At 39.6% G+C, this 24,791-nt stretch carries 24 protein-coding genes; 12 read left to right on the top strand and 12 right to left on the bottom strand.

Going from position 1 to position 24,791, the window contains the following annotated elements:
• Positions 1 to 11: 11 nt before the first annotated feature.
• A complete protein-coding gene (locus PMAL9190_RS20210; protein WP_159458377.1) occupies positions 12 to 149 on the top strand; it encodes a hypothetical protein in 138 nt (45 codons plus the stop codon).
• Positions 150 to 183: 34 nt separating this feature from the next.
• Here PMAL9190_RS20210 and PMAL9190_RS08505 read toward each other — a convergent pair whose 3' ends face one another.
• Positions 184 to 1,071 (bottom strand): GGDEF domain-containing protein, encoded by an 888-nt coding sequence (locus PMAL9190_RS08505; RefSeq protein ID WP_087844768.1) that lies wholly within the window; start codon positions 1,069 to 1,071, stop codon positions 184 to 186.
• Between the two features lie 244 nt (positions 1,072 to 1,315).
• Between PMAL9190_RS08505 and PMAL9190_RS08500 the strand changes: the two genes are divergently transcribed.
• A complete protein-coding gene (locus PMAL9190_RS08500) occupies positions 1,316 to 2,323 on the top strand; it encodes a transposase (RefSeq protein ID WP_087844767.1) in 1,008 nt (335 codons plus the stop codon).
• A gap of 752 nt (positions 2,324 to 3,075) precedes the next feature.
• Here PMAL9190_RS08500 and PMAL9190_RS08495 read toward each other — a convergent pair.
• Positions 3,076 to 4,119, bottom strand: a complete 1,044-nt coding sequence (locus PMAL9190_RS08495; protein WP_087844766.1) for a GMP reductase — start codon at positions 4,117 to 4,119, stop codon at positions 3,076 to 3,078.
• A 397-nt stretch (positions 4,120 to 4,516) separates the two neighbouring features.
• On the opposite strand from PMAL9190_RS08495, the gene PMAL9190_RS08490 reads away from it, so the two are divergent.
• A complete protein-coding gene (locus PMAL9190_RS08490; RefSeq protein ID WP_235004326.1) occupies positions 4,517 to 4,891 on the top strand; it encodes a hypothetical protein in 375 nt (124 codons plus the stop codon).
• Positions 4,892 to 4,973: 82 nt separating this feature from the next.
• Here PMAL9190_RS08490 and PMAL9190_RS08485 read toward each other — a convergent pair whose 3' ends face one another.
• Positions 4,974 to 5,987, bottom strand: coding sequence for an AraC family transcriptional regulator (locus PMAL9190_RS08485; protein ID WP_087844765.1), 1,014 nt, complete (start codon positions 5,985 to 5,987; stop codon positions 4,974 to 4,976).
• Between the two features lie 190 nt (positions 5,988 to 6,177).
• Between PMAL9190_RS08485 and PMAL9190_RS08480 the strand changes: the two genes are divergently transcribed.
• Positions 6,178 to 6,516, top strand: a complete 339-nt coding sequence (locus tag PMAL9190_RS08480; protein ID WP_087844764.1) for an MFS transporter — start codon at positions 6,178 to 6,180, stop codon at positions 6,514 to 6,516.
• 1 nt (position 6,517) lies between these two features.
• Positions 6,518 to 7,741, top strand: a complete 1,224-nt coding sequence (locus tag PMAL9190_RS08475) for an HlyD family secretion protein (protein WP_087844763.1) — start codon at positions 6,518 to 6,520, stop codon at positions 7,739 to 7,741.
• Between the two features lie 104 nt (positions 7,742 to 7,845).
• Here PMAL9190_RS08475 and PMAL9190_RS08470 read toward each other — a convergent pair whose 3' ends face one another.
• Both PMAL9190_RS08470 and PMAL9190_RS08465 read right to left on the bottom strand, forming a co-directional pair.
• Positions 7,846 to 9,018, bottom strand: coding sequence for a cation:proton antiporter domain-containing protein (locus PMAL9190_RS08470; protein ID WP_087844762.1), 1,173 nt, complete (start codon positions 9,016 to 9,018; stop codon positions 7,846 to 7,848).
• 29 nt (positions 9,019 to 9,047) lie between these two features.
• Positions 9,048 to 9,371, bottom strand: coding sequence for a hypothetical protein (locus tag PMAL9190_RS08465; protein ID WP_065166649.1), 324 nt, complete (start codon positions 9,369 to 9,371; stop codon positions 9,048 to 9,050).
• A gap of 308 nt (positions 9,372 to 9,679) precedes the next feature.
• On the opposite strand from PMAL9190_RS08465, the gene PMAL9190_RS08460 reads away from it, so the two are divergent.
• Positions 9,680 to 9,985, top strand: a complete 306-nt coding sequence (locus tag PMAL9190_RS08460) for a hypothetical protein (RefSeq protein ID WP_087844761.1) — start codon at positions 9,680 to 9,682, stop codon at positions 9,983 to 9,985.
• A gap of 81 nt (positions 9,986 to 10,066) precedes the next feature.
• Here PMAL9190_RS08460 and sstT read toward each other — a convergent pair whose 3' ends face one another.
• The 7 genes from sstT to PMAL9190_RS08425 all read right to left on the bottom strand — a co-directional run bounded on the left by sstT (position 10,067) and on the right by PMAL9190_RS08425 (position 18,777).
• A complete protein-coding gene (sstT, locus tag PMAL9190_RS08455; protein ID WP_060996700.1) occupies positions 10,067 to 11,308 on the bottom strand; it encodes a serine/threonine transporter SstT in 1,242 nt (413 codons plus the stop codon).
• A 394-nt stretch (positions 11,309 to 11,702) separates the two neighbouring features.
• Complete coding sequence (locus PMAL9190_RS08450) at positions 11,703 to 13,382, bottom strand: BatD family protein (RefSeq protein WP_159458376.1); 1,680 nt, start codon at positions 13,380 to 13,382, stop codon at positions 11,703 to 11,705.
• 13 nt (positions 13,383 to 13,395) lie between these two features.
• Positions 13,396 to 15,402 (bottom strand): VWA domain-containing protein, encoded by a 2,007-nt coding sequence (locus PMAL9190_RS08445; protein ID WP_087844759.1) that lies wholly within the window; start codon positions 15,400 to 15,402, stop codon positions 13,396 to 13,398.
• Positions 15,395 to 16,360 (bottom strand): vWA domain-containing protein, encoded by a 966-nt coding sequence (locus PMAL9190_RS08440; RefSeq protein ID WP_087844758.1) that lies wholly within the window; start codon positions 16,358 to 16,360, stop codon positions 15,395 to 15,397. The genes PMAL9190_RS08445 and PMAL9190_RS08440 overlap by 8 nt, the downstream gene beginning before the upstream one ends.
• Entirely contained in the window at positions 16,353 to 16,874 is a 522-nt protein-coding gene (locus PMAL9190_RS08435; protein ID WP_087844757.1) for a DUF4381 domain-containing protein, read from the bottom strand. The genes PMAL9190_RS08440 and PMAL9190_RS08435 overlap by 8 nt, the downstream gene beginning before the upstream one ends.
• Positions 16,874 to 17,824 carry a DUF58 domain-containing protein gene (locus tag PMAL9190_RS08430; protein ID WP_087844756.1) on the bottom strand — a complete coding sequence of 317 codons (951 nt, stop codon included), beginning with the start codon at positions 17,822 to 17,824 and terminating at the stop codon, positions 16,874 to 16,876. Before PMAL9190_RS08430 ends, PMAL9190_RS08435 begins: the two co-directional genes overlap by 1 nt.
• Positions 17,821 to 18,777 (bottom strand): AAA family ATPase, encoded by a 957-nt coding sequence (locus tag PMAL9190_RS08425; protein ID WP_087844755.1) that lies wholly within the window; start codon positions 18,775 to 18,777, stop codon positions 17,821 to 17,823. The genes PMAL9190_RS08430 and PMAL9190_RS08425 overlap by 4 nt, the downstream gene beginning before the upstream one ends.
• A 690-nt stretch (positions 18,778 to 19,467) precedes the next feature.
• Between PMAL9190_RS08425 and PMAL9190_RS08420 the strand changes: the two genes are divergently transcribed.
• The 6 genes from PMAL9190_RS08420 (at position 19,468) to PMAL9190_RS08395 (ending at position 24,755) form a co-directional block, all read left to right on the top strand.
• The gene (locus PMAL9190_RS08420; RefSeq protein ID WP_087844754.1) at positions 19,468 to 20,208 is read left to right on the top strand and encodes an SDR family oxidoreductase; all 741 of its coding nucleotides are present in this window, start codon (positions 19,468 to 19,470) and stop codon (positions 20,206 to 20,208) included.
• 55 nt (positions 20,209 to 20,263) lie between these two features.
• Complete coding sequence (locus PMAL9190_RS08415; RefSeq protein ID WP_087844753.1) at positions 20,264 to 21,469, top strand: acetyl-CoA C-acetyltransferase; 1,206 nt, start codon at positions 20,264 to 20,266, stop codon at positions 21,467 to 21,469.
• Positions 21,470 to 21,541: 72 nt separating this feature from the next.
• Complete coding sequence (locus PMAL9190_RS08410) at positions 21,542 to 21,892, top strand: phasin family protein (RefSeq protein WP_036791211.1); 351 nt, start codon at positions 21,542 to 21,544, stop codon at positions 21,890 to 21,892.
• Between the two features lie 114 nt (positions 21,893 to 22,006).
• Complete coding sequence (gene phaC, locus PMAL9190_RS08405) at positions 22,007 to 23,782, top strand: class I poly(R)-hydroxyalkanoic acid synthase (RefSeq protein ID WP_087844752.1); 1,776 nt, start codon at positions 22,007 to 22,009, stop codon at positions 23,780 to 23,782.
• Between the two features lie 201 nt (positions 23,783 to 23,983).
• Entirely contained in the window at positions 23,984 to 24,388 is a 405-nt protein-coding gene (locus tag PMAL9190_RS08400; protein ID WP_087844751.1) for a DUF4332 domain-containing protein, read from the top strand.
• A gap of 43 nt (positions 24,389 to 24,431) precedes the next feature.
• A complete protein-coding gene (locus PMAL9190_RS08395) occupies positions 24,432 to 24,755 on the top strand; it encodes a DUF1496 domain-containing protein (RefSeq protein WP_087844750.1) in 324 nt (107 codons plus the stop codon).
• Positions 24,756 to 24,791 lie beyond the last annotated feature (36 nt).

The raw sequence follows: 24,791 nt of genomic DNA, 5'->3' as shown, positions 1-24,791 counted from the left end.
GGAGGCCGCCTATGTCAGAAATAAAACCAATTTATGTCTGTGAAGTCTGTGGTGAATCAGAATACCTTGAAGGTGAGCATACGATTATTTGTATTTGCGGTCATATTCAATCAATTCCTGATGATGAAACGATGTTTGATAGTGTGTAATTTCAAGCCACTTTATATGAGTGGCTTTTTCTTACTATCCTATTAAAGCTTCAACTCGATTTCTGCCATTGGTCTTGGCGTGATATAAAGCTTGATCTGCTCGGTTTATTAACATCTCAAGAGTATCACCAGCTATAAATGTCGTTACACCAAGGCTGATCGTAACGTGCTTTACTTCTGGAAAATAATGTTGAGCAATAGTCATGCGACAAGCCTCTGCGAGGGTTATTGCTCCATCTAAATCAGTTTCAGGACATAATATTAAAAATTCTTCCCCTCCCCAGCGTCCAACTGTATCCACAACACGAGAACAGTCATTTAAAATATCAGAAACTTGAACTAAACATTTATCACCTAAAAGGTGTCCATAATTGTCATTCACATTTTTAAAGTGATCGAGATCAGCTAAAATGACACTTAGAGGGTATTTAAAGCGCTTGTATCTCTCAATTTCATGATTAAGCCTCGCATCAAGTTCTAACCTATTAGCTAACCCTGTTAGCACATCTGTCTTAGCCAATCTCAACGCTTTTTCTTCAAGTGATTTTTGAGTCGTGATATCAGTAGATATTCCAAGAATACCGATAATTTCGTGAGGAGTTGTATTTGAATAGATGGGTGTTTTTACATTTAGATAGATTCGTCTTTTAGAGGTTTCTCCATTTACAATGATCTCTTCTTCTGTTGATTCACCAGATAATACTTTTAAATCAACCGCTCGAAGTTCATTTACTACATCAGAGGGGAAAAATTTACTATCAGTAGCAAAATAAAGCTCTTCAGCAGTACACTCAAAAAGTTTAAGCGTATGTATATTTGCATATACATATTCTAACTTTTGATTTTTGATATAAACAAAAGAGTGTACGTGATCTAACGCCGCATATAAGCCACTTAACAAATTAGCATGCTCTTCCTGCATTTATGAGCCCTATAATAATGGAGAGGTTGTAAAAACATTAAAGCAACCTAAGTCCAACACCAATTTTACATTTAAATACACTAAAGAATACAAAAAAGCGAAGTAATAACTGTATATTTTCTGTTTTATATCACTTTTAAAGCCATATAGGCAACATGTTTTATATTAGCGGAGGACAGCCATATCCTTGCACATCAACCATGAGCGCCTACACTTAAGCTTCAAGTTGCTTATGGTGAAACCAATGACAATCTCAAGACGAAAATTGATAGAGCCGCAAATCACACCTTTTTATCATGTAATTAATCGTTGTGTACGGCGGGCATATTTATGTGGTGACGATCCCTATAACGGTAAAAACTATCATCATCGTCGAGGTTGGATAGTAAATAAAATCAAACAATTAGCCACTGTTTTTTGTATCGACGTTTGCGCTTATGCAGTGATGAGTAATCATTATCATTTGGTACTGAAAATAGATACTGAGCAGCAACAAAAGCTAACGCCAAAAGCGGTAATATCGCGCTGGTTGCAGCTATTTAATGGTCATCCTATTGCGGTCGATTTCTTAAAAGAAGGACAAGTAGGCGCAGAAAAACAGCAGGCGTTATCAAATTTAGTCACTGAATGGCAACAACGATTAGGCAGTATCAGTTGGTTTATGCGCTGTCTTAATGAGGAAATAGCACGCAAAGCCAATAAAGAAGATCAATGTAAAGGCGCGTTTTGGGAAGGGCGATTTAAGTCTCAAGCATTGTTAGATGAACAAGCGTTACTGTCGTGCATGATGTATGTTGATTTAAATCCGATCAGGGCTGGCATTACGCCGTCATTAGAGCAATCAGATTTCACCTCGATTCAGCAACGCATTCGTGAATATCAGCAACCTAAAACCACCACTAAACCACCACCATCAAAGAAAAGTCATTTTCAATTATTACCTTTTGTTGGTGCTGAACATCAAGCGAAAACGGCAGGAATAAACTTTGCCTTTGCCGACTATCTTGAACTTATCGACTGGACTGGCCGCTGTATTCGCAATGATAAAAAAGGCTTTATATCATCTAGTCAGCCAAAGATTTTACAGCAATTGGGAATATCAGCGAATGCTTGGCTTGAGCATAGTGAACAATTTATGGAGCGTTACACTAATGTAAGCGGTAAGTGGTCCCGAATGTGTGCCTTCAAGCAGCATGCTGGTGGACATTGGTGTAAAGGAAAGTCGGCAAGTCATCAGTTGCATCCTAGCTAGAGACAGTTTTTTATAATCGAATGAATATACCGCAATAGCTATGAGGGTTGTGGATTTTGTCGTTCCTGAAATGAAGATATGGATGTTCAATATTCATGCTCTCTCAATATTTCATATCCCCCATATTGTGCCTGCCAAGCATGACATGTATTGATTTAAATACCATCGGGGTCTTTGTGACACTGTCACTTTTATTGAGAGAAACAATAAGCAAGAAATAACAGAGGGGTAACTGAGACAGCCTTGAAGAAAGCAAAAAGCAAAGGACAAAAAGCAAAGGACCCCCATAACTTTCCCCTTAGAAACAGACAAGAATTAACGTTATTGTCTGGACTGGTTATTCTCATGTATTTACAGTGAATGCTCTCGTGAGGGGGATGGCGATACACGTTGAAAGATATGGCTGTCCAATGCCCGCTTGGCGATACGCGTTGAAAGATATGGCTGTCCAATACCCGCTGTCCAATACCCGAATGCCCGCGCAGTGAAAGTTGCACGTACGGTTCTTAGAGGGGCGGCACTTGGTAACAAGTGTCGTCTACTCGACAAAAGTGAGCTAGCTCAAATATGCTCAAATGTACCCAAAACGTGCTAACTTGATTGCTCTATCACCCTTGCGATCTTTCACTATCATCAATAACAGTTGTTGTTTAAAAAGAATAAAAAAAGCCAGAGTAAGAACCGTGTCTTTCTCTGGCTTAATATAGCTTTTAAAACTTGATATGCAAGTAATTGCTCAATATCAAGTAAGCTTATTCTTTACCGTAAACGTTGTTTTCTTGCTCTTGTACACGGATAAATGTGGTGCGTTTTGTTAGCTCTTTAAGCTGCGCTGCACCAACATAAGTACAAGTAGAACGTACACCGCCCATGATGTCTTGAATCGTGTGTTCAACTGAACCACGGAAAGGCAATAATACTGTTTTACCTTCAGCGGCGCGGTATGTTGCAACGCCACCTGAGTGCTTGTCCATTGCGCTCTGGCTCGACATGCCGTAGAACTTCATGAATTGCTTACCGTCTTGCTCGATAACTTCACCGTTGCTTTCAGTGTGACCTGCAAGCATACCGCCAAGCATTACAAAATCAGCACCGCCACCAAACGCTTTTGCTACATCGCCAGCACAAGCACAACCACCGTCACCAACAATACGACCACCAAGACCGTGAGCAGCATCAGCACATTCAATGATAGCTGAAAGCTGAGGGTAACCTACGCCAGTTTTAACGCGAGTAGTACATACAGAACCTGGGCCAATACCAACTTTAACAATATCAGCACCAGCAAGAATTAACTCTTCAACCATATCACCAGTAACAACGTTACCCGCACTGATGACTTTATCTGGGAACTGTGCGCGAACACGTTCAACGTACTCAACAAGGTGCTCAGAGTAACCATTGGCAATATCAATACAGATAAAGATAATGTCGTTGGTAAGCGCCATGATATCTTTAGTTTTTTGGAAGTCAGCTTCAGACGTACCGGTTGATACCATTACGTTGTTTAATACTGATGCATCGTTAGCACTAATGAACTCTGCCCATTGTTCAACAGTGTAATGCTTATGAATAGCTGTCATCACTTTATGCTGTGATAACGCGATTGCCATATCAAAACTACCAACTGAATCCATATTAGCAGCAATAATTGGCACGCCTGACCATTGACGGCCACTATGTTTGAATGTAAAATCACGGGTTAAATCAACTTGAGAGCGACTTTTCAATGTTGAGCGTTTTGGACGAAATAAAACATCTTTAAAGCCTAACTTTAGATCTTGTTCGATACGCATGATTTGTATTCCTTACAAATTAATAGAATGCAGCCCAGGTAAAAAACGTTACTGGCAGGTAACTTTTTTTGCTGTTTAGCGGGCGCAAAAAAACCGGAGCGTTGGCAGACGCTCCGGTTTTCAGCATTATAGGCAGAGATTTTTCAAACACAACCCCTAAAATGTAAATAAATATATCTCAATGAGAATAGATTTATTCATAATCCTCACTTTTTTATTATTAATCCCTTATTTTTTATCATATTTTAATTTTAAACTGTCCATAAGGACTGCATAATTTATGTAATTGATGAGTTTGAAATAATTCAAATTGTTATTGGTATCTCTTTTTTTAAGGTCTATGATTGAATTTTGGGATAACTTAAAGCATTAACTGGGCTGTGGAAGGTTTGACTTGTTGTTGAGAAGAAGAAAGAAAAAGAATCAGTTTCCTGTTGATTTTTATGGTGAAGAAGGAAGCTGGCGGTTTGTGATCCGTGCGATGCGTCAAGATGAAATTATTGATGCCATGTATTGGTGTGCACATATTTCATGTCATCGAAAAGACTATGATTTACTCCATATGGCGAGTGATAAATTTGATTGTCGTTATAATTACTCAACATCAGATCCTTCAGATCTTCAATTTGGTTTAAGTGGTACGCCGCTTAAAGTGACCATGATGGGGCCGATTGTATTGCTGTCGACGATCAAAGAACGTTTTGGTGATGTAGAAATAAAACCTCAACCTCAACAATCGACATCAACTAAATTAGTTCACGCAATGGCATAAAATGTGACTATATGGACATAAAAAAACGCTAAATAATCGATATTATTTAGCGTTTTTTTATATTTTTTAAGTTATATAATCCTTAATTGAGACTACGTTCTAAGAGTTGATGTTGATATTGGGTTGGGGTTAAGCCTCGATTACGTTTAAAGGCTTTATTAAAACTTTGGACATTACTGTAACCCAAGAGTGTCGCTATCGCGGGAATACTCATACCTGATAGCATATATTTGATGGCGACATTGCATAAAATATAATTAGTAGTGCCGGTGAAGGTCCAACCATAATCATGCAATTGGCGTTGTAATTGTTGCCGCGATAAGCCGACTTTTTCTGCCGCAAAATCAAGAGTTGGATAGCCGTAGTAACGTGAATAGTTAATGATTTCAAACATAACTTTAGCGATATCTTGTGGCTGTGGCATATTAAGTAAATCATCAAGTTGCAAATTTGACACTAAGATAGGTTTGGTTATTGGTAATGGACGTTGATTACCATGCTCTAATATCGACACATTAAGCCATACCTTGGTTGCTGCTGCTTGCCATGTAATAGGACAGCCAAAAAACTGTTGAATGGCAGGATCGGGGATTTCAGGGCCGTATAGCTCTACTTTTATCGGCACATAATCATCTCCCATATAATTACGGCTAACTTGAGTGAATAAAATAGCGACTTTGAGACTATCAAAGCTGGCGCCATTACCATGTGCATAACTGTTGTTATATACCCACTTAACTATTTTCCCTGATTGCTCACCATGATAAGACGCTCCTCCTTGTAAGCACGAAATGCCATAGTTAATGCGGCGAAAGGCCAGTGCAAGATCTGGACAACTCACATACCAATTCCCCATTGGTCCGATATTTTCAAAGCTAAGATCTGCGGCCATTTTGATCATATAAGCGCGATCGCCGGTTAATGTTTCAATCTGTTCTAGCCAATGTAAATAATCATTAAAAGGAATGAGCGATGTTGGCTCTTTGAGCAGTTGGGCTGGAATGCCTAACTCAGTAAGACGGATGCCATAGTGCTTTTGCAAGCCGAGTTCTAATGGTTTGAGGTAAGCGGTACGAATAAAGGCAATATTTATCATTAGTATCCTCATCGCAATAACGATATTGAGTGAGTATTCATTATCGAAAGCGGCCAGTTGTGGATTGATTGTATCAAAAAGTAGCTATTTTTAATTTAATCAGACTCTAATTGTGTTGTTAGTGTGATCTGTCTCCACAATGGCTGTATTCATCACTGTATGAGTGATGGCTTTTGAATCGGAGATGTAGATGAGTTTATTGAGTATGCCTTTTGTTGGTACCAATGTTGATACGGTATTAAGTGTCTTTGCGGGGGTGGTATTAATTGCCACTGTTGCTGCAGTAGCGATTGGATTTTGGAAAATACATGAGTTACCGATCCATAAAGCGTCGACCAAAGAGCATCATCAAATAGGCTTAATAACCGCATTAACGTGGATAGGCTTTGTCTGGCATTGGGTATGGGTATTAGCGGTGATTATTGCTTTTGTTGACGGTGAGCAAGCATTGCGTCGTCTGCGTGATATTTGGCATGGTGATCGTATTCCTGCATCTGTTGTTGAATCGACTAATACTGAGGAGAAATAGCATGTTAGAAGGTTTAGCTGTATGGGCTTTGTTTATTTATTTACTGCGTTTAGTGGGCATGCCTTGGAATAAATTTACCCAATCTTTTGCGTATATTGGCGGTGGTAGTTGGTTAGTGTTTGTGTGGTTTGGATTAATTACTTATGCGCCGATGGACTTATCTGGTGGTTCGTTAGTGCAATCACCTCATGTGCAGTTACGACCAGCATCGACATCGATTAATGGTCGTGTGAAAGCGATTTATGTCGAACCAAATAGCAAAGTGACTCAAGGCCAATTAGTGTATGAGTTAGAGCCTGAGCCCTATGAGATTGCCCTTAACAAAGCTCAAGCGAGCCTGAATGCAGCCAAAGTTGCACGCAAAATGGCAAAGCAAGATATTGAAATGGCACAAGCTTCAGCAACGGCTGCTGTCAAAGATATTGATATTGCAACCAAGCAATTAGCAGCGGCAAAGGCTGATCACCAGTTAAAAAATGCGATGCTTGCTCGCTATGTAAAACAAAATAATGTTGTAAAACATACGGTCACAGCCAGTATGTTAGATGAGCAGCGTACCGCGGTTGCTGTGGCAAAATCTCAACAAGTGATGCTGGAGTCGCAAATTGAAAAAGCGCATATTGCCGTTAAAAAAGCACAATTAAGCATAGAAAAAGCACAATTAACAGTGAATAGTCGCGATGTTGATGTGGTGACAGCACAAGAAAATGTCGCCAAAGCACAATGGGATTTAAACAATACTAAGGTGTATGCGCCAGCGGATGGATTTGTCACTAACTTTATTATGCGTGAAGGACAGTTTGTTGGCTCTGTGCCGAGGATCCAGATGTATACCGATGAAAAATATGTGTTGATGCGCGTTAACCATCAAGCTATTCGAAATGTTAAACCCGGACAGATGGCAGAGTTTGCCTCTGCTGTTTATCCAGGTAAGGTGTTTGCTGCTGAAGTTGAGGGCATTGTTGAAGCAACGGGTGAGTCACAAGGTAATTTAATTGGCCGTGAAACCAATGTACGCCAAACAACAGGGGCAAATATTGCTAATAAACATCACTTTGTGCGTTTAAAGCTATATGAAACAGAAGATTATGATATTCCTGTTGGCTCGGTTGGCTTAGCGTGGGTGAGTGCTGAAAAACCGATTAGTTTTCTGGGTTTTCTCGATGTTATTCGTGGCATTATTATTCGAATGAAAGCACAAGTATTCTATGTTTGGTCAATGTAACTGTAAGTAAAATATTATAATAATAGAGTTTGTATTCCGGTTCACCTGCCATTGTTTATTCAGTGGCAGGTTTTTTTATATCTCAAGGAGAGCAAGCATTGGGGTTAATCTTTACGTAAATTATTCACCATTGATATCGGAGTTGGGTAGCGACGTACAATCCAATAGGTTGAAATAACAAAGGTGGTAATGGTGACGGTTTCAATGAAGGTTTTTCCTTGATCTGACAATAAACCGTGGGTGACAGCGGCATACACTAATAGTAATGAAAATTCGCTGGCTTGACTTAATCGTGCCCGTAATTCAACATTTTTAAACTGGTTTTCATGGGCTAATATTAACGCTATTTTAAATCCCCATGCTTTTATGCGAATTAAACAGAGACCAAAAATAATCCCCAAAACCGTATAAATATTACTGTCCCATAGATTTATATTGGCACCAATCGCAAAGAAAAATAAGATCAAAAAAAACTCGCGCAAGGGTTTGAGGTGTACCGCAATTGCTTGTGATACAGGGCTGACAGCGAGGGTAATGCCTGCAATAAATGCTCCGGTTTCATAAGAGAGTCCAATACTGTTACTTAAAACCGCCCACAAAAAGCACCACGCCAATGTTGCGATAAAACTGTATTCTTGAATTACATCAAACCGCTTTAATAGCGGCAGCATAAGGTATTTAACCGCAAAGTAAGCACTGATGATGATAGCGAGTAATTTAATGATTAATACGCTTAAGCTGAGGGCAAGGCTATGGTGATTATCAATATTAAGCAGCAACAATACGCTGATGGCAATAATGTCTTGCATCAGCAAAATGCTGGTCATTATCTCCCCCATACGTAAATGGTGAAGGGTTGTGGTTGGAATTAATTTGAGCCCAATTACGGTACTAGAAAACATCATTGCAGCTGCAGTAATTAACGCGTCATTAACGCTAAGGTTGATTAACAGCGCAAATAAAAACCCACTAATAAAAAATAATAAACAGCTTACCAGGGTGATGACTGCACTTTGTTTAAAGAGATGTAATAGTCGCTGAGGTTGAAGATTTAAGCCGAGAATAAACAGCAATAGAATAACGCCAAGGTGGCCCATTTGACTAATACTGGTGGCATTTGTTACCAGCTGTAGTCCATATGGACCAATAACCATTCCTGTAAAAATGTAAGCAAGAATAATAGGTTGGCGAGTATAAAGGAACAGACTACTAAAAATAGCAGTGACAATAATAATGCTACAGAGTTCAGTGATTATGCTGGTTAGTTGTTCAAGCATATGACCTCTATTATTTTATTGTTGTTACGTTAAAACTCGCTACGGCTGTAATGTTGGTAGTGGTTGATAATATCAGCGATGAGTTCAGGCTCTGAGAAATCGTCGACAAAATAGCGCTGCTGGTCGTTTTTGATAAAGACTTCAAGATGGGTGTTATCACCATCGACACTGGGAATAAAATGAATGGCGTATTCATAAGGTAATTGCTTGTCGTTAGCTATCACTAATCTAAATCGACGATCAATACAGAAAATATCAGTAAAATACCCCGCGGCTGAAAGCTGTTTACTTGCTTTAGTTACGGCTGATTTTGCGATGGTATAACCAGTATGGTGTGCAGTGATAGTCGCCATGACGAAGCCCTCTTTTAACGATGTTGAGGATAGGACGTTAGGGGTAACGTTTGTCTATGTCAGCCGATTTTATCGGGTGCAGACATAGAGTTACCAACTAAATAATTCAATCATCGTCATTAGATTTTTTCATCAATATTGTAATTTCGATATTTGTTTCATTTATTTAAATAACGACCAGATTAAGTATGAAAATGTAATAATAATAGCCTTTTGGGTTTTTATTATTACATTTTAGTCTGAAATAGATACTTTGGTAGGTAATATTTGCATTATAAGAATGAATATTATATTGAGAGTGATTAACAATGCGACAAAGAATTTTTTGCTTCATCCCGTTAATTGTATTACTTGCAACCTCGACAGTTGCACATGCTGAAAGCGCTCTAAAACAATTGCATCAAGTAAATAACCAGTTGTCTCATATTGAAAATGCGGTCAATGGTACTCAGAAGAAATATCACAATACTCAAAGAACGATTAAAGAAATTAAAAATGGTACTTATGCTGAGAAAAGTGTTGAGCGAGCAGTGAAAAGGAAGAAGAGAAAAGCAGTAAACAGTCTGATTAATCATTCCAATAACGTTATTCGTAAAGCAACCAATAGCAATTAGTTACCACGGTGTTATAAAAAATGCGGCCATCTAATGATGGCCGCATTGTTATGTTGTGTTGTTATATTGTTAGCAATGTACTTATGATTTTTGTAGGAGTACTTTTGCTTGTTTACGCTCTGCTGCAAGGCATGCTGCGGCAGTAAATACCACATCCGTTGAACTGTTAAGCGCTGTTTCTGCTGAGTCTTGAATAACACCAATAATAAAGCCTACCGCAACAACTTGCATCGCAACTTCATTTGGAATACCGAATAAGCTTGCTGCTAATGGAATTAATAGCAATGAGCCACCGGCAACGCCTGATGCACCACATGCAGAAACGGCTGCAACCACACTCAGTAATACTGCTGTTGCAAGATCAACTTCAATGCCTAATGTATGCACAGCTGCCAAAGTTAAAATAGTGATGGTAATTGCCGCACCACCCATATTAATCGTCGCCCCTAAAGGGATCGAAACTGAGTAAGTATCTTCGTGTAGATTCAGATCTTTACATAAGCGCATGTTGACTGGAATATTTGCCGCTGAGCTACGGGTAAAGAAGGCAGTAATACCACTTTCACGAATACAGCGGAAAACCAGTGGGTAAGGGTTAGCTTTGATTTTAGCAAATACAATAATAGGGTTAACAACTAATGCGATAATTGCCATTGAACCAAGTAATACAGCTAATAAATGCGCATAACCTAATAATGCCGTAAAGCCTGTTTGAGCAAAGGTATGAGCAACAAGACCAAAAATACCAATGGGTGCAAGACGAATAATGAAGCGTACTATCAGTGTTACGCCATCAGACATATCTTGGAAAACTTGCTTCGTTGCATCGCTTGCTTGGTGTAACGAAAAACCAAGTGCGATAGCCCAGGCTAAAATACCAATAAAGTTACCTGTCATTAAGGCATTGATTGGATTATCAACAATCTTAAAAAACAAGGAATTAATAACTTCAGCAATCCCTTCCGGTGGTGCAATTGAGGTTGTATTAGTAACGAGCGTTAAAGTGGTTGGAAAAAGAAAGCTCATTGCTACAGCGGTAAAAGCTGCCAATAATGTTCCTAATAAATAAAGGAAAATAATTGGCTTCATATTGGTATGAGTCCCTTTTTTTTGATTAGCAATCGATGATGCCACCAAAATAAATACCAATATAGGGGCAACCGCTTTTAATGCGGCAACAAATAACCCACCTAAAAAACTAATATTTAGTGCTGAAGAGGGAGAAATAACGGCTAAAGCAACACCCGCCACAATACCGATTAATATTTGTATAACTAAGCTGCCATTAGCGACCCTGGCAAGAAATGGTTGTGATTGACTCATAGTTGATCCTGCATTTTTATTGTTGTGTTTAGAGTTTTATATTTTGTAACAGAAACATTTTTTAACAGGATCTGTTTCAAATAGCCAGTATTCTTTTAATAAGCATAGTTATTGCTATTTTTTAACAAATATTATTACGTTACGGTCACATTTAAATATCAAAATGAGCATTTTTATTGCGATGTGTCACGTAAATAAAAAATATGAATAAAGATGCAAGGTACAACTGTGATCTGACTGAGAGGGGATTTTTATTCTAAATAGTAACCAATGTAAGGTTTGGTTACATTTTGTTACAGGTGGTGGGTGAATATTGGGGGGACTTTTGCGGGAATGAGTGATGAATGATGGCGGGATTGATGAGGCTATTAATATAGCCTCATCAGCCGTGGTGTTATTGAGGATCTAGGCTCGTCAATGTTTTTGACGTATGTTTTATTGTCTTTAATTGTTTGGCTTGGGCTAATAATGTCAACAATGTTTGATTATTCCACTGATTCTCAAGTGGTGAATAATGCGTTGCCATCATTGCTTTTACTTCATTATCAAGCTGCTGTAACAATTGTGGTTGGCTCGTAAGCTGCGACTGTTGCTGTTGGCGCCATTGCTGATAATAAGTTTGAACTTTAATTGGATCGTTATTATTAATCGCTGTTTCAAGTGCAGTAGCGATATCTGGATTTTGCGTTGTAGCGATTGCAGTTGTAACCATGGGTTGCTGACGCTTTTTAACCAATAATACCAATGTGATTAGCCATAAAATAGCAAACACCAGTGTTGTCCATGGCCATATACCGGCAGAGACTAACGTTTTTATTGGCTGGGTAGCAGCCGTCGTTGGTGGCGTAGCCGTGGCTGCTGGTGGTGCAAAGTGACTATTTGCGGTTGGATCAGCCGTTACATTTAGTGTTAAGCCTTTTATTTCACTTTGCTGCTGCTTAGCTGTAGTAGTATTCCACCAATTAATTGCAAGTGGTGGTAGGGCTACATTACCCGCTTGGCGAGGAATAATGACTTGTTTTAAGATCATCACACTGTAGCCATTTTCAGTACGGTATTCAGGTTTTTCATTGTAAATACGTACCGTATCAGGATAGGTAAGGTTGATATTTGGTATATTACTTTGAGCGACATCTTTAATGCGCAAGGTAATAGTACGTGTTATTGGCTCACCGACCTTTGTGGTAATTTCGTTTTGGTTAGAAACCTGAGGTTGCCATGTTTGTTGTAATTGTAAATCAGGCGTAGGTAGCCATAGCCCTTTGTAATCTGCAGGTTTTGGCTTGATCGTTAAGCTAATATCTCTTGCATTTTTATTGACGGGTACTGTAATGCCAGAGCTAAAACCGTTGGCTCCACGAACAGCACTGCCACTGAACGTTGACCCATGAATAACGATGTTACCTGCTTTTTGCGCCGTAAGTTGATAGTTACGAGTGATCACTAAATATCGACGACCATTTTGGACGATATTATTTTGCGCATCTTGTCCTACTTGTGAAACCGCTAATCCATCACCAGAAGGTGCGCTTAATGAAGCCTGAGACAGTTGCTCACCAATGAAAATCTTAACTCGATAATTAATACTTTCGCCGACATAGAGCGTATTTTTATCAATTTCAGCCGTTATACGAACATTAGATTGATCGGTATTGGCAGCATTATTTTTTTGACTACCTTTGAGGACTGTAATGGTAATTGGTGTTGTTTGCGAACTACCAATCTTAAAAGCAGGTATTGTTGTAGTACCAACCTTTTTAGCCGCAATAGCGATTGTCCAAGTAGTGCTACGTGACATAGTGCCGTTAATTAATGATGTCGAGCTACTGACACTTGGTTGACCATAGGCAAAATCAGGGCTCAATACACTAAAATCGACGCTATCAGGGTTGATAGCAGTATCAACGGATACTGATAATTGAAACACTTGATTTACAGCGACAACATTTTTAGACACCGTCGCTTCTGCTTGGGCAGCCATTGCTTGTAGTGGCAATAATGCCATCGCCATGGTTAGAAGTAATAACCATGGCGAGAGGCACTTTTTAGCCCAATTTGTTTGATTTACTGACATTCTCATTTCTCTATTACCATGATTTATTACTTTGTTGCTGTTCAGCTCTTTGCTGTGCTTGCAACATTAATTGAGCGCGAATTAACTCTGCTGTATCGTCTGGAACTTGCTCAAGTTTTTTCAATATAGGGTTACTTACTGAAAGCACTTGTTGCTGGTCACCATTTGGCTTTCCTTGCTGCATTGTTACTGCTGACGGTTGGTTACCGTCTTTGTTACCGTCTTGCTGATCTTGTTTTTGCTGTTGCGCTTGCTGGCTCAATGCCTGTTGTACATTATCCTTCGCTTGCTGTTTTTTCTCAGCTTGACTCATTGATTGTTGCTGGTCTTTGTTACCTTGCTGACCTTGTTGCTGCTGGTCTTTGTTACCTTGCTGACCTTGTTGCTGCTGGTCTTTGTTACCTTGCTGACCTTGTTGCTGCTGGTCTTTGTTACCTTGCTGACCTTGTTGCTGCTGGTCTTTGTTACCTTGCTGACCTTGTTGCTGCTGGTCTTTGTTACCTTGCTGACCTTGTTGCTGCTGGTCTTTGTTACCTTGCTGACCTTGTTGCTGCTGGTCTTTGTTACCTTGCTGACCTTGTTGCTGCTGGTCTTTGTTGCCTTGCTGACCTTGTTGTTGCTGGTCTTTGTTGCCTTGCTGACCTTGTTGCTGCTGGTCTTTGTTGCCTTGCTTTCCTGATTTGTCCTTTTTTTGCTGCTGCTTTTGAGCTTGTTCAACAATGGCTAAGTTTTTTTTCGCATCAGCAAAATCAGGTTGCTGCTTTAACACTGCCTGATAAGTTTCAATAGCTTGTTTATAATCACCTTTTTGAGCATAGGCATTACCTAAGTTGTATTGTGATGTTGGATCTTTGAGCGGTTTTAATGTCGCTATTGCTTGGTCATATTGCTGGGCTTTATATTCAGCAATACCTTTCCATTGTGGCGCGGTAAAATCTTGCGCTGCTTTTTTAAAGTTACCATCAGTGAAGGTTTCATAAGCTTGACGGTTAGTATTGACCCATGGGCTTGCTTGAGCATGATCAATTGGCAATAAAACAAACATCGCAGCTAAAACAATGCCACGACGAAACCCAAGTAGCGCTAATAATAACAAAGGTAGAATTAACCAAAAGCCACCATTTAAGCGTTCTTGTAACTCTTTTTCATGGCCTTTTTGACCGCTTGCTAATGGTTTAGCGGTGAAGCTCACAATCGCATTAACATCATTATCGGTCGTTTGTGCCATTTGTAAGATGCCACCAGTACTATCAGTAATCGACATCAGGGTATTGATATCAATTTTATTCATTACTGGAGTGCCATTTTCAGACAGCAAGCTGCCATTGGGAAGCATGATCGGCGCACCTTCAACGGTTCCCATGGCAAGAATAGAAACGCGGTAATGAGTCCCTTTCAACTCTGCCAATGCTTGTTGAGCAACAGCTTTGGTCATACCGTCAGTCATTAATATAATGTCACCGCTATTATGACCTGCTTGCTTGAGTAACCGTATTGCTTCTGCGATCCCCTTAGCTGCATTATTACCGGCGATAGGCATCACATCGGGTGATAAGCTTGGAATCAAATTACGTAGGGTACTGCTATCAGTGGTTAACGGGCTTACTTCATAGCCATCACCTGCGAAAGCGACTAATCCGGTACTGCCTTCTTTCCAGCCTGGTAACATATCTAATGCCTTAAACCTTTCTTGAGTTAAGCGATTAGGCTTAATGTCAGTGGCATACATTGACTGCGACATATTCATCACAAGTACCCGTGCACCACTAAGGTTATAGGCGGGGAGTTTGACTTTTTGCCAGCTCGGTCCAGCCATTGCAATAACGGCAATCAACCAACCGAGCGCTAATAAAGCGAGCGGCCATCGTTTCGGTTGCTGTTGAGCCAGCCCCAATTTTTGAGCAAGGTGAGGCGCAATTAAGCCTGAATGTTGTGCTTTGCCTTTTAACCACGGCAGAACAATGATCAAGGGAATTAACGCTGCAAACCATTGCGGGTGCATAAAGGTAAAATCAGCCATGACGTTTCCTCATGAAAGCGATAACAACAGATAACAGTAATGCAAATGCCAATGGATAACGGAATAATTCATCACGTGGTCGCCAAGTTTGTTGGGCATTATTCACTGGTTGAAGCTTGTTAATAACATCATAAATTTTTGCAAGTTGTTGTGGGTTTCGAGCACGGAAATATTCACCACCTGTCATTGAGGCGATTTTACTTAATGTCTTTTCATCCAGATCAGAAGACGGGTTCACCACTCGATCGCCAAAGAAACCTTTTTGGATCATTTTATCTGCACCAATGCCGACAGTATAAATCTTAACCCCGCTTTCTTTTGCCAGTTTTGCAGCTTCAATCGGCCCAATAACACCGGAGGTATTACCGCCATCACTGAGTAAAATAATCACGCGTTGTGGTGCTTTGCTATCAATAAAGGTTTTGGTAGCAACACCGAGCCCTTCGCCAATCGCAGTACTTTGACCAATTAAGCCTAATACGGTGCGATTAAGTTGCTGTTCAACGGTTTTACGATCAAAGGTTAACGGTGTTTGTAAGTAACCATGATCCGCAAAAACGACCAGCCCGAGTCGGTCACCTTTACGTTTAGCAATAAAATCAGATAACACATGTTTTACCGCTGTCAGACGATCGATACTTTGACCATCTTTCGTCACCATATCGGGGATCGCCATCGATCCTGATAGATCAACCGCCAATAACATATCGCGGTGTTCAGGTTTGATTTCAATCGGATCGCCATACCACACTGGACGTGCAACCGCACAAACTAAACTTACCCAGACCAATGTCATTAGCACTTTACGAATAATCGAACTCGGCTGTTGCTGACCTACACCTTGTGGCAACTGTGGCAGATGAATGGCTGCAGGTTGCGCGACAGGTTTACTAAATCGATACACTAACCATGCTAAGGGTAATAAAGCCCAGGCCCATAGCCATACAAACTCAAACATGGGATGACTCCTTGGTGATCATACTATTGCCATCATGACTGTTGGCTTTAGTTGGCAGCGCATGTTGTAGCCATAATAATGCTTGCTGTCGACAATCGTTAAATTGCTCCGCAGTTAATGGTGTAGGGGAGAATAGCCCTTGTTGCCATAGCGGCTGTTTATCAACAAATCCTTGAAATTTAGCAGGTAAACAGTGGTCAAGAAATGCTAACCATTGCATGCCTGTTAATGGAGCAACTGCTGAACGAGGAAAATAGCTCAATGCTGCTTGTTTCAATAAGGTGTTGATTGCTGTCAAACCTGCTTGTGGTTGCAAGGTTTTTAGAATGTTTATTGCTTCTTGCTTTGCTGCTGAGCGCTGATGATGGCGGCGATATTGATAGATCGCACCAGCAATGACGACAAGGGTCAAAATAACCACAACCCACCATCCCCATGGCAGTGGCCAATAACTTGGGGCAGAGTGAAGGTGAATATCAGCTAATGGTAATGTGGGTGAAGTCGGTTGTGTCATTACCTTATCCCTTGAGAGTGAGCGCCAAGCTGCTGCAATAACGGTTGCGCCGCTGACAGCGTATGCAATGGTATAGCAAGTGAAGTTGCCATTTCAGTAATAAAATTCTGGTGGTGTTGATATTGTGCGCTTAATGAGTCACGCGTTTTTTTAGCCGAAAAGTCCAGCCATGCTGATTGTTGGTTATCGGTAACATGTTCATAGCCTCGAAATTGTGTTTGCCCTTGTTCAAGTGGATCATAAATTTGGACAAATTGGATTCGATTATGCTGACGAAGTTGGCTTAAACGGCGTTTATCTGTTGCTTTTAAAGGATAAAAATCACTGATAACAATAATTTCACTGCCTTTAGGACAAAGATAATGTAAGCGTTTTAATGCCGTTGAGAAGCCGTCATTATTACAATGATCAAGTGCTTTTAATGCATCCTGCTGGGCTGAAATTAACGCGTTTATAATATGTAATGGCCCTCGTTGGCGCGCTGTTGGTTTGCATTCAATGGTATTTATGCCGTTATAAATAACAGCGCCTATACGATCTTGCTCATCGATAGCTAACCAACTGAGTAAACTGGCAAAATGTGCAGCTTGGACTGATTTAAGCATTAGCTGCGAGCCAAATTGCATACTAGCGCTAATATCAATAAACAGCATAATTGGCTGTTCACGTTCTTCTGTGAACAGCTTAGTATGTGTTTTTCCGGTACGTGCCGTCACTCGCCAGTCAATAGAACGAATATCATCTCCCGCTTGATAAGGGCGAACTTCTGAAAAATTCATTCCTCGCCCTTTATGGCGACTTTGATGGTGTCCATTAAGCTGCGACCAAATACTTTTTGCAGGTGCTAACCATCTTACAGCTTGATTTTTATATTGCAGTAGCTCTGCAAGACACACATTGACGCCATCGCTATGGGGTGGCAGCGCTACGTTGATGTGTGCTGATTTCATAAGCTAGCAACCTGCGAAATAAGCGTATCAATAACACGATCTGCAGCAATCCCTTCTGCTTGTGCTTCATAGCTTAATAGTAATCGGTGACGTAGTACTGGATATGCCATTACTTGAACATCTTCAGGTGTTACAAAATCTCGGCCACTTAACCAAGCATGCGCACGTGCACAACGATCAAGTGCTAAGGTTGCACGTGGACTCACCCCCATCTGTAACCAAGACTGTAATTGCTCTCCAAAGCGATGTGGCTCACGGGTCGCCATGACTAAGCGAATAATATAATGCTCAACATCATCAGCCATATGGATATTGAGGATTTCTTTACGTGCAGCAAAAATATCCTTTTGACTTATATGAATTTGTTCCGCAGCTGCAACACCTAATGCTTCACCCCGATTAAGACGAAGAATTTCAAGTTCGCTTTCTGCATTTGGGTAATCAACATTGAGCTGTAATAAAAACCGATCTAATTGTGCTTCAGGTAATGGGTAAGTTCCTTCTTGCTCTATCGGGTTTTGGGTTGCCATTACCAAAAATAATTCAGGCAAAGGATAGGTTTTACGGCCTGCTGTAATTTGCTTTTCAGCCATTGCTTCTAGCATCGCAGCCTGCACTTTTGCTGGCGCACGGTTAATTTCATCAGCAAGTACTAATGAATTAAAGATAGGTCCTGGTTGAAAAGTAAACTCAGCTGTTTCTGGGCGGAAAATATCTGTACCTGTTAAATCAGAAGGTAATAGATCGGGCGTAAATTGAATCCGATGAAAATCCCCTTCAATACAATCAGCAAGTACTTTTACAGCACGTGTTTTTGCTAATCCTGGAGGACCTTCAACAAGAATATGACCATCAGCAAGTAAAGCAATTAGGAGTTGTTTTACTAAATTAGGCTGACCGATAACCTGGCTTTGAAGATAACCATTTAGACGTTGAAATGTACTAGCTAACATACCGAGACTTCCTTTGAAATTCAAAATACTTACGATGAAACAATTTTTTTCGGACTGCTAAAAGTTGATTAAGTTCACATTTTATCGCCACAATTTTTAAAAAATCAGCGTGAAAGCGATGTTTATTACTGCAAAATCCTTACCGTTAATATTATTTGGGCAATATTAGTAGATTCAATATTCGAGAGGTAATTTATAATTTATTACTATTTTTGCGATTTTTTCAAAATAAAGTACCGATATAGCAATCGCTCTATTTTTTTTATGTCATCCGACCACTTCCTTACTGCGAATTTTTTAACTGCAACCTTTGGTTAACATTCTATTAACTCCTCATAAAGGGTAATATGCATGCATCTGTATAAGATCATGATATTACTCGTATTGTTAGGTTTTTTTATTCATTTAATAATAAAAACTTATGTTAATAAAATGAATTATTCTCACTGTTATTGATTGAGTTGTTAATTAAGGTGGGGGATAACGCTGAAAATGTTAATTCCTTTGCTTGCCATAAATATGCATCTGTGTTGTTATGTTCACCATATGCAATGTGTTTGTAATAATCACGTATTATATTGAAGTGACTGTAAAACAGCAGCTCTAAGAATGTAAGGCTAGTGTGAACAAATATCAGATAAAACGTTTATTTATATAAGTACGGCAAGATCAAAGGAAGGAGCCTTAGAAATGAAAAAAGTAGCATTAGTGACAGGCGCTAAAGGTGGTATCGGTTCTTCAATTACTCAGGCTTTAGTTGACGCTGGCTTTCGTGTTATTGCCACTCATCACCCAGAGAGTGAGCAATCAGCGAAAGAGTGGATGAAAGAAAATAAATATTCAGATGAATGTGTAAAATTATTGCCATTAGATGTTGTTGATACTGCATTTTGTAAAGAGTCATTAACTGCTCTACTTGAGCAAGAAGGTCATATTGATGTTCTTGTTAATAACGCAGGAATTACCAAAGATACGACTTTTAAACGCATGACTGCCGAGCAGTGGAACGATGTGATTAACACTAACCTTAATAGCTTATTTAATGTTACTCAGCCGTTGTTTGACTCAATGTGCCAACACGGTAATGCACGCATTATTAACATTACTTCGGTTAACGGTTTGAAAGGTCAATTTGGTCAAACGAATTATTCAGCGGCAAAAGCGGGAATGATTGGTTTTACTAAAGCACTTGCTGCTGAAGGTGCTCGTGCAGGTGTAACGGTAAATGCGATTGCCCCAGGTTACACAGGTACAGCAATGGTTGAAGCAATTAAACCTGAAGTACTTGAGTCAATTAAAGCAGAAATTCCAATGAAACGCTTAGCGCAACCACAAGAAGTTGCGGCAGCGGTTGTCTTTTTAGCAAGTGATGCTGCGGCCTATATTACTGGTGAAACATTATCAGTAAATGGCGGTTTATACATGCACTAATGGTGCTGTTTATAACAAAGACAAAATAAATCATATTATAGAAAGGATGCAAAATATGGCTAAGGTTTACATCGTTGCTGCAAAACGTACTCCAATTGGTAGTTTTAATGGTGCGTTAAAATCAGTGTCTGCAGCACAACTCGGCGCGGTTGCAATTAAAGGTGCATTAGCACAAATCACCGTGCCTGCTGATGCTATTGATGAAGTTATTTTAGGAAACGTAGTTGGCGCAGGTCAAGGTATGGGGCCTGGTCGTCAAGCAGCTATCTATGCTGGATTGCCTAATGAAGTTCCAGCTTATTCATTGAATATGGTCTGTGGTAGTGGCATGAAAGCATTAATGGATGCTGCTGCGCATATTAAAGCTGGTGATGCAGATCTTGTGGTTGCTGCTGGTGCTGAGAACATGTCACAGATTCCATTTTGTGCTTCATCAAAAATTCGTGATGGCCAGAAAATGGGTAACCTTGAGCTAACAGATCTTTTAATTGCTGATGGCTTAACGGATGTTTTCAATAACTATCACATGGGCGTAACTGCTGAGAATGTAGTAGAAAAAGTGGGTTTAACACGTGAGCAGCAAGATAATTTTGCGCTTTCGAGTCAGCAAAAAGCCGTTGCAGCAATTGAACAAGGACGCTTTGTTGATGAAATTTGCCCTGTGGAAGTCGTTAGTCGTCGTGAAACTGTGATTGTTGATACTGACGAATACCCAAAACCCAATGCTTCGATTGAAGATTTGGCGAAGTTACGTCCTGCATTTAGTCGTGATGGTTCGGTTACGGCGGGCAATGCTTCTGGTATCAATGACGGCGCAAGTGCAATTATTGTTGCTTCTGAAGCAGCGGTTGCTAAATATAATCTAACACCATTAGCTGAAGTTGAAAGCTACGCTCAAGCAGGTGTTGCTCCTGAGATTATGGGGTTAGGTCCTGTTCCTGCAGTACTTAAAGCATTAGAAAAAGCAAATCTTTCAATTGAAGATATCGATCTTCTTGAATTTAATGAAGCATTTGCAGGTCAAGCATTAGGTGTCTTCCACGAAGTTGCTAAAGCAACAGGCACTAAGGTGGAAGATTTAGTTGAACGTGCGAACGTAAATGGTGGTGCAATTGCACTAGGTCACCCTCTTGGTGCATCTGGTAGCCGTATTCTGGTTAGCTTGCTACATGAAATGTGTCGTCGTGATGATAAATACGGTATGGCAACATTATGTGTTGGTGGTGGTATGGGTACTGCAGTTATTTTAAAACGTGTTTAAGTAAATAAACTAATACAATCAGTGTGATATGGATGTTTGTCACACTTTATTACTATCAATGAGGAATGTTCTATGTATACGGAAATGTTTAAATCTTTTTCTGAGCAAACAGAGAAAACACTAGCACCATACGCAAAATTCAACAAAGTATTTGCTAAAAATGTTGAGCAATTAACTGAGCTTCAATTGTCTGCAGTTCGTGCTTACAGCGATCTTGGTTTAAAGCAACTTAAAGCAGTAAGTGAAGTGAAAGATATTCAATCTCTAACTGCATTTAATAGCCAGCAGCTTGAAACGCTAACTAAGCTTTCACAGCAGCTTTTAGAAGATAGCAATAAGTTTTCTTCTGTAGCGCAAAGCTTCAAAACTGAAGTTGAAGAGCTTGTTGCCGATAACGTGAAGCAAGCAACACCAGCTATTTAAGTGATGGTCAATTACACGACTCTAATGGGCGTGTAATTATCTGATACTTATATAAATCAGCCATATAAGATGATTATATGGCTGATTACTTAGTCCAAGTACAGGGTTTTTGTTATGAACAATCACTTTTTTTCGGACTACTTTGCCAAGCTCCAAGATATGAACCAGTTATGGTGGAAGGAGTTAGACTCCGGCAAGGCAGCCATGAATACCCCAGTAACAAAAGCGCTTAATGATATTAACTTGGAAGATGCCACTGAATTTTTAGAGAAAGCGGCTGCTCAGCCTGGTGCTTTAGCTAAAGTCCAAATGGACTGGTGGGATAATCAAGTAAAAATTTGGCAGAATGTTGCAATCGGTAATACGACAGCAGAAAGTGCCTTTATTAAGCCTGCAAAAGATGACAAGCGTTTTAGTGATCCTGCATGGGAAAATGAAGCTTTTTATAATTATATTAAGCAGTCATATTTATTATTCAGTAACACTATGCGTGAAACAATTGAATCAATTGATGGACTTGATGATAAAGCAAAAGAGCGTTTAAGCTTTTTTTCACGTCAAGCTATCAACGCAATGTCTCCAACCAATTTTGTTACAACCAATCCTGAATTAGCTAAGTTAACTGTTGAAACTAACGGTGAAAATCTAATTAAAGGAATGGAACTGCTACAAGAAGACATACAAAGCAGTGCTGATGTACTCAAAATTCGCATGACAAATAGTGGCGCATTTGAGCTTGGTGTTAATATCGCCAATACTGAAGGTGACGTGGTTTTTAAAAATGAATTATTTGAATTAATTCAGTATAAGCCTCTCACTGAAGCTGTTAATAAAACACCTCTCTTGATTGTGCCGCCATTTATTAATAAATACTATATTTTGGATTTGCGTGAGCATAATTCAATGGTACGTTGGCTGGTTGAGCAAGGCCATACTGTATTTATGATGTCGTGGCGTAATCCGGACGCATCATTGAAAGATGTTGATTTTGAAAATTATGTTTTAGATGGTGTCGTAAAAGCAGTTGATGCCGTTGAAGATATTACTGCTCAAAAACAAATCAACACAGTTGGTTACTGTATTGGTGGTACATTATTAGCAACAACGTTAGCGTACTATGCTGCTAAGCGTATGCGTAATCGTATTAAATCAGCGACATTCTTTACCACATTATTAGACTTCTCTCAGCCTGGTGAAATTGGTGCTTATATCAATGATCCAATTATTACGGCGATAGAAGCACAAAATATTGAAAATGGTTATATGGATGGACGTTCATTGAGCGTTACTTTCAGTTTATTACGTGAAAATAGTTTGTACTGGAACTATTACGTTAATAATTATTTGAAAGGTAATAGTCCAATTGATTTTGATTTACTCTACTGGAATGGTGATAGCACTAATGTTGCGGCGAAATGTCACAATACTTTGTTACGTCAATTCTATTTAGAGAATAAATTAGTTGCCAATAAAGGCTATAAAGTTGGTGGTGTATACATTGATTTGAGTAAGATTAAAGTGCCTACATACTTTATTTCGACTCAAGAAGATCATATTGCTTTATGGCAAGGTACTTATCGCGGCGCTAATCAATTAGGTGGAAAATCAACATTTGTTTTAGGCGAGTCTGGCCATATTGCAGGTATTGTGAACCATCCTCAAAAGAATAAATATGGTTTCTGGGTTAACGACAGCAAAGAAGAAAGTGCTGAAGCTTGGTTAGCTGGTGCTAAACGTCAAGATGGTTCTTGGTGGACACATTGGAATGTATGGTTAACGGGATTTAGCCCTGCAGAGCAAGTGCCACCACGTGTGATGGGGAGCGAAACTTATGCTCCGTTGTATGTTGCACCGGGCGATTATGTGAAGCAAGTCTTACCAATCTCTTGATTATATTTATTATTTTAAAACCCAGATTATTCTGGGTTTTTTTTGGCTTGTATTTTTTAACATTATTATTGTGATGATTTTATCTTTGTTTTAGAAGAATTATATTTAATTTTGTGGTTTGTGTGTAAATCATGCGGCGTTCTAGTTTTTATTGGCTATATTTTTCAAATAGGTATAGCTGAAAAATAGTAGGAGAAAGCAATGACAAAGCTCGTGAGTGTTGAAGGGATAGGTGAAACTTACGCTGCAAAGCTAGAAGCGATTGGTGTTAGCACTGTTGCTCATTTATTAGAGCAAGGCGCAAAACCAAGCGGTCGAAAAATGCTGGCTGAAAAAACAGCAATCAGTAGTAAGCTAATATTGAAATGGATTAATCGTGCTGACTTAGCACGAATTAAAGGAGTTAGCACGCAATATGCAGACTTATTAGAGTCGGCAGGAGTGGATACTGTACCTGAACTTGCGCAACGTAATGCTGAGAATTTACACACCAAAATGGTTGAAGTGAATGAAGCGAAATCATTAGTGCGTCAATTACCACCATTGTCAGCGGTGGAAGATTGGGTAGCACAAGCTAAACTTTTACCACGTGCAATTGAATATTAATAGTATTTAAATGATAGAGATGAATGGTTGTTATTAGGGATCAATGATGCGCTTTTTAAAGTTAGGCTGGCTGGCCATTATTGGCGTTATGGCTAGCGGTACTTACAGTCATGCTGCACAATATAGTACTAAAGATGTTGGCAGTATTGCGCCTGTTGTAGCGTTAGAGGTGGGTGATTTACAGCAGCGTCATTGTTTATATGCGGGAAAATCATACTCTGAAGGTGCGATGATTACGACGGCTAATATTGTCTTAGAGTGTCGTCCTGCATCTGCTATTGAACTAAATGGTGCTTTAAAATGGATTGAGCGGACACATAAGCCTGACAACACTGATCTATCAAACAGTATTACTATCAATAAATAATAAAGCCAGCGTCAGATTTTATTCAAAAATAATCGA

Origin of the sequence: Photobacterium malacitanum (assembly GCF_900185615.1) — a bacterium.
Lineage (GTDB): Bacteria > Pseudomonadota > Gammaproteobacteria > Enterobacterales > Vibrionaceae > Photobacterium > Photobacterium malacitanum.
The sequence above is the reverse complement of the archived record's forward strand: the minus strand, read 5'-3'. Positions and strand labels throughout refer to the sequence as shown.